This window comes from Geminicoccus sp. (genome assembly GCF_035556675.1).
GTDB lineage: Bacteria > Pseudomonadota > Alphaproteobacteria > Geminicoccales > Geminicoccaceae > Geminicoccus.
In genome coordinates, this window is the sequence record NZ_DATMFZ010000150.1 from 1 (window position 1) to 4,519 (window position 4,519).

At 68.3% G+C, this 4,519-nt stretch carries 2 protein-coding genes, 1 pseudogene and 1 other annotated feature; of the genes and pseudogenes, 1 reads left to right on the plus strand and 2 read right to left on the minus strand.

Features of this window, described 5'->3' with window-relative positions; all coding sequences use genetic code 11:
• Window positions 1–146: 146 nt before the first annotated feature.
• Complete coding sequence (locus tag VNS22_RS11360) at window positions 147–935, plus strand: alpha/beta hydrolase (RefSeq protein ID WP_325732461.1); 789 nt, start codon at window positions 147–149, stop codon at window positions 933–935.
• Between the two features lie 175 nt (window positions 936–1,110).
• Here the strand turns inward: VNS22_RS11360 and VNS22_RS11365 are convergent, their stop codons facing one another.
• Together VNS22_RS11365 and VNS22_RS11370 are read right to left on the minus strand one after the other, a co-directional pair.
• Window positions 1,111–2,814: a bifunctional metallophosphatase/5'-nucleotidase gene (locus VNS22_RS11365; protein WP_325732463.1), complete on the minus strand. Its 1,704-nt coding sequence runs from the start codon at window positions 2,812–2,814 to the stop codon at window positions 1,111–1,113.
• A gap of 553 nt (window positions 2,815–3,367) precedes the next feature.
• A pseudogene (locus VNS22_RS11370) lies at window positions 3,368–4,379 on the minus strand (IS3 family transposase); the annotation flags it as partial.
• Window positions 4,199–4,314: a sequence feature (AL1L pseudoknot), on the minus strand. It overlaps the preceding pseudogene by 116 nt.
• Window positions 4,380–4,519 lie beyond the last annotated feature (140 nt).

A 4,519-nucleotide genomic window follows, 5' to 3' on the forward strand; every position in this document is an offset into this window, starting at 1 on the left:
GTGTGTCGGCCGATGCTCATCGGGAGGGGCCCATGTTCGCGCGTCCATACTGTCCTCTTTCCCTCGGCTTCGTCGTCCTCATCTGGGCTGTGGCTGCGAATGCGGCCGGGCCAGCCACCAAGGAGGTTGATGTCAACGGCATCACGATGTCCTATCTGGATGAGGGAACCGGCCAGCCCGTCGTCTTCGTCCATGGTGCAGCGGGCGACCTCCGCGCCTGGGCGCCGGTCCGGGCGGAGATCACCGGCAGCTACCGCTTCATCGCGCCAACCCTCAGATACTTCGGCACCGGCGACTGGCTGGACCAGGGCGAGAAGTTCAGCGTCGGGACTCATGCCGACGATGTGGCCGCATTGATCAGGGCGCTCGACATCGAGCCGGTGCACCTGGTCGGGTGGTCCTATGGCGCCAACGTGGCTATCGCCGCGGCGCTGGCGGATCCCGATGCCGTGCGGAGCCTGATCCTGTTCGAGCCGGCCCTGCCCTCGATGATTCAGGAAGGCGAGGCAGGGAACGCGGCACGGGACGCGATGGAGAGGATGTTCGGCCCCGCCACCGCGGCGGTGGAGGCGGGCGATGCCGAAACTGCTACCCGGCTGCTGGTCGAGGGCGTGTTCCAGCTGCCGCCGGGCGGTTTCGAGAGCCAGCCGCGGGAAATCCGGACGATGCAGCTCGACAACGCGCGGTCCGTGCCGCTGCTGTGGTCGGCACCACCATGGGACGTGAGCTGCGACATGCTGAAGGAGCTGGATCGGCCGGTGCTCATCGTGCATGGCGCGAAGAGCAACGCCTACTGGCCGCACATCGCGGCAGCCATGGACGCGTGCCTGCCCCGGGCGGAGGTGGCCGCCTTGCCGGGCGTCACTCACGACGGGCCAGTCCGCGATCCCGAAGGCTTCGCCACGATGATCGAGGACTTCGTGGCGAAGCACTGAACGACCCCCGGGCGCCCATGCTCCCGGTGCCGCAGGCGCGCGAGGCCCTCCGCGACCCGCCGCTAGGTTCGCGCTGCGTGGCGATGCCGGCCAGAAAGCTCGCCCGAGGGCACGAGGTCGGGGCGCCCAGGCGGCCGCCATCCGTACAACAGCGGTCGTCAGGCCGGTACCTGCTCTAGTCGACCCGGCCGATCCGGTCGAGCGGTCCCGGCTTCACCAGTTCGATCTCGCCGAAATAGTCGGCCAGCGCGTCGACGTCGTAGGGCCCGGTCACCCGGTCCTTGCCCTCCTTCAGCACCGAAAAGCCGTCGCCCCCCTCGGCCAGGAAGCTGTTGACCGTGATCCGGTAGGCTCCATCCGGCTCGATCGGCTGGCCGTGCAGCATCATGCTCGCGGGATCCACCCGCTCGCCCGGCGGCCTGGCGCCGTCCCAGCGATAGGTGAAGCCCGCCGAGACGTGCAGGATGCGCGGCTTGGGCTGGTCCAGCCACTGCTGCTCCAGGAGCCGCTCGATCTGCCGGCCGGTCAGCTCCATGGTCACCAGCGAGTTGCCGAACGGCTGCACGGCGAACAGGTCGGCATAGGTGACCGCACCGCCGTTCCTGAAGGGCAGCTCGGTGCGCACGCCACCCGGGTTGGTGAAGGCGATCTCCGCCCCACTGGCACGCTCGGGCCTGGTCGCGGCCAGCTGCGCATCGGCGATCACGTCACCGAGCGTGGTTTCGCCTGCCGGCGTCTCCTCCTTGGTCAGTGCGGCGGCCACATGGCCCACCACCCGCTCGGCCAGCGGCTGCACGATCTTCTGGTAGTGCTCGATCAGCGCCGTCTGCTGCGGGTCCCTCGCGAGTTCCTCGGTCCGGACGACGAGATTCTCCGCCTTGGCCGTGACCACGTCGCGGCTGTTGCGGTCGAGGGTCAGGTCGATCTCGGTCACCAGCGTGCCGAACTTGTCGGCACTGGTGACGAGGCGCCCGTCGATCTCGCAGACATAGGCCTTGTGGGTATGGCCGCTGATCACGAGGTCCACGGCGGGGTCGAGCTTCGGCACGATCTCGGTGATGGCGCCGGAGATGCCCGGGCACTCGTTGATGCCGCCGGTCGGATAGCCGCCCTCGTGGATCAGCACCACGATCGCCTCGATGCCCTTGGCGCGCAGTTCCGGGACCAGCGCGTTGACCGTCTCGGCCTCGTCCTTGAAGGTCAGGCCGGCCACGCCCGACGGGACCACGATGCCCGGGGTGCCCTTAAGGGTCAGGCCGATGAACGCCACCGGCACGCCCTCGAACTCCCTCACATGATAGGGCGGCAGCACCGGCTGGCCGGTCGCATCGTCGATCGTGCTGGCGGCCAGATACTGGAAGCCCGCACCCGCGAACCGCTCGCTGTCGGCACAGTCCGGCTGGCCGGGCGGGCAGCCGCCATGCTGGAGGCGAAGCAGCTCGGCCAGGCCATCGTCGAACTCGTGGTTGCCGACGGCGCTCGCCTCCAGCCCCATCTTCGACAGGCTGTCGATCGTCGGCTCGTCGTGCAGGATGCCGGACAGGAGCGGGCTGGCGCCGATCAGGTCGCCGGCGGCCACGAAGATCGCGTTCGGCCGGCCGGCACGGCGCTGTGTGATCAGCGTCGCCATCGCCTCCGCCCCCCCGGCCGGCACGGCGACGGTCTGCTCCGGATCGTCCGGATCCGGCAGCTTGATGCCCCCGGCCGGCGGCAGCAGGTTGCCGTGAAAATCGTTGATCGCGAGGATGCGCAGCTCGACCCGTTCACCTCCTCCCGGCTCCGGATCGCCCTGCGCTCGTGCCGGGGACGGAGCGGCCAGCGGCACGGCCAGGGCCAAGCCCAGGACCAGCATGCTGCACAGGCGGAGCCGGAGCCTCATATACACACCCCACGCTGTCATACCCATCGGTTGGTCAGCCTTAGCACTTCGCCGGTGCGGGGCAAGCCGCGGCAGCACTCCGATGAATGACGGACATACATATCATGATACGCATTGCTCGCCTCCCGCACGCCAGAATCTTTTGGCGCAGCCCTCTGCGTTAACCTTTGATTCACCGCGCAGGCGTAGAATTCAGGTCATGGGCCGGCGACCCTTCTCCCCCCCAGGGTGCGGCCGGCCCAGTTCTTCCTGACGTTGTGATGCCTGCTTGGGGCGGCCGCCGATCCGGAGGCCGCCCCTCTTTCTTTCCCACCCACGCTCGCAGCCGATGCCGCCGACGTGCCACCCGCCAGCCTGCACGACCACGAGCGCCTGCCCGAACATCCGCCCGGATGAGCCCGCGGCGAATGGTGCCGCGCGACCCGTCATGCCTCCCATCTGACCAGAGCGATGGTGACGGCGCAGAACCAGCCGGACGGACCAGCTCCATGCCGTGCCTCCACAGCAGCGGCATTGAACCGTCCCAGGTTTGCCGGAGGCTGGTGGGCTTGAATCACGCCGCCAGTGCGGGTGCCTCAAGCTGCTCGTAGTACCGCTCCTCGGCCTCGGCGGGAGGAATGTTGCCGACGGGCCCGAGGAGACGGCGGTTGTTGAACCATTCCACCCATTCCAGGGTGGCGAACTCGACGGCGTCCAGGCTGTGCCAGGGGCCGCGGCGGCGGATGACCTCGGTCTTGAACAGGCCGATGACGCTCTCCGCCAGGGCGTTGTCGTAGCTGTCGCCGACGCTGCCGACCGAGGGCTCGATCCCGGCCTCTGCCAGCCGCTCGGGGTAGCGGATCGAGACATACTGCACACCGCGATCGCTGTGGTGCACCAGGCCGGTGCCGCGGACCGGGCGGCGGTCATGCAGCGCCTGCTCCAGAGCATCGAGGACAAAGCCAGCCCGGGCCGTCTGCGACACGCGCCAGCCGACGATGCGTCGGGCGTAGGCGTCGATGACGAAGGCCACGTGGACGAAGCCCTGCCAGGTGGCGATATAGGTGAAGTCGGACAACCAGAGCAGGTTCGGCCGCGACGCGCAAAAATGCCGGTTCACCTTGTCGGCCGGGTATGGTGCGCCCTTATCGGGCAGCGTCGTCCAGGTCTCCTTGCCACGTACCACACCGCGCAGTCCGAGCTGGCCCATCAGCCGCGCGACCGTACAGCGGGCCACGGCTGTGCCCTCGCGCCGGAGCTGGTGCCAGACCTTGCGCACGCCATAGACGCCAAAGTGCTCCACATGCACCCGGCGGATCTCCGCCTAGAGCAGGTTGTCGCGCTGTGTACGCAGCGAGGATCGCGCTGGGTCGCACCGCTGTGCCACATGAGCGTAGTAGGTGGACGGGGCGATCGGCAGTACCCTGCAGATCGGCTCGACCCCATAGGTCGTGCGATGATCGTCAACGAAGGCAATCATGGCTTGAACCGGCGGTCGAGCTCCGCCTGGGCAAATACGCTGATGCCTTGCGCAGGATCTCGTTGGCCTGGCGCAGCTCGCGGACTTCGCGCTCCAGCTCCTTGATGATCTTCCCCCGATTTGGCGGACACCTCTGCTACGCTCCTTGAGGGCGAGGAAGGTGATCTGATGGCGAAGACGCGACGGGAGTTCACGCCGGAGTTCAAGCGAGAGGCGGTGGCGCTGTTGGAAGGCAGCGGCCGGCCG

Coding starts and splice junctions, on each gene's coding strand:
- VNS22_RS11360 (WP_325732461.1), top strand. CDS start 147: ATGTCCTATCTGGATGAGGGAACCGGCCAGCCCGTCGTCTTCGTCCAT.
- VNS22_RS11365 (WP_325732463.1), bottom strand. CDS start 2,814: ATGAGGCTCCGGCTCCGCCTGTGCAGCATGCTGGTCCTGGGCTTGGCC.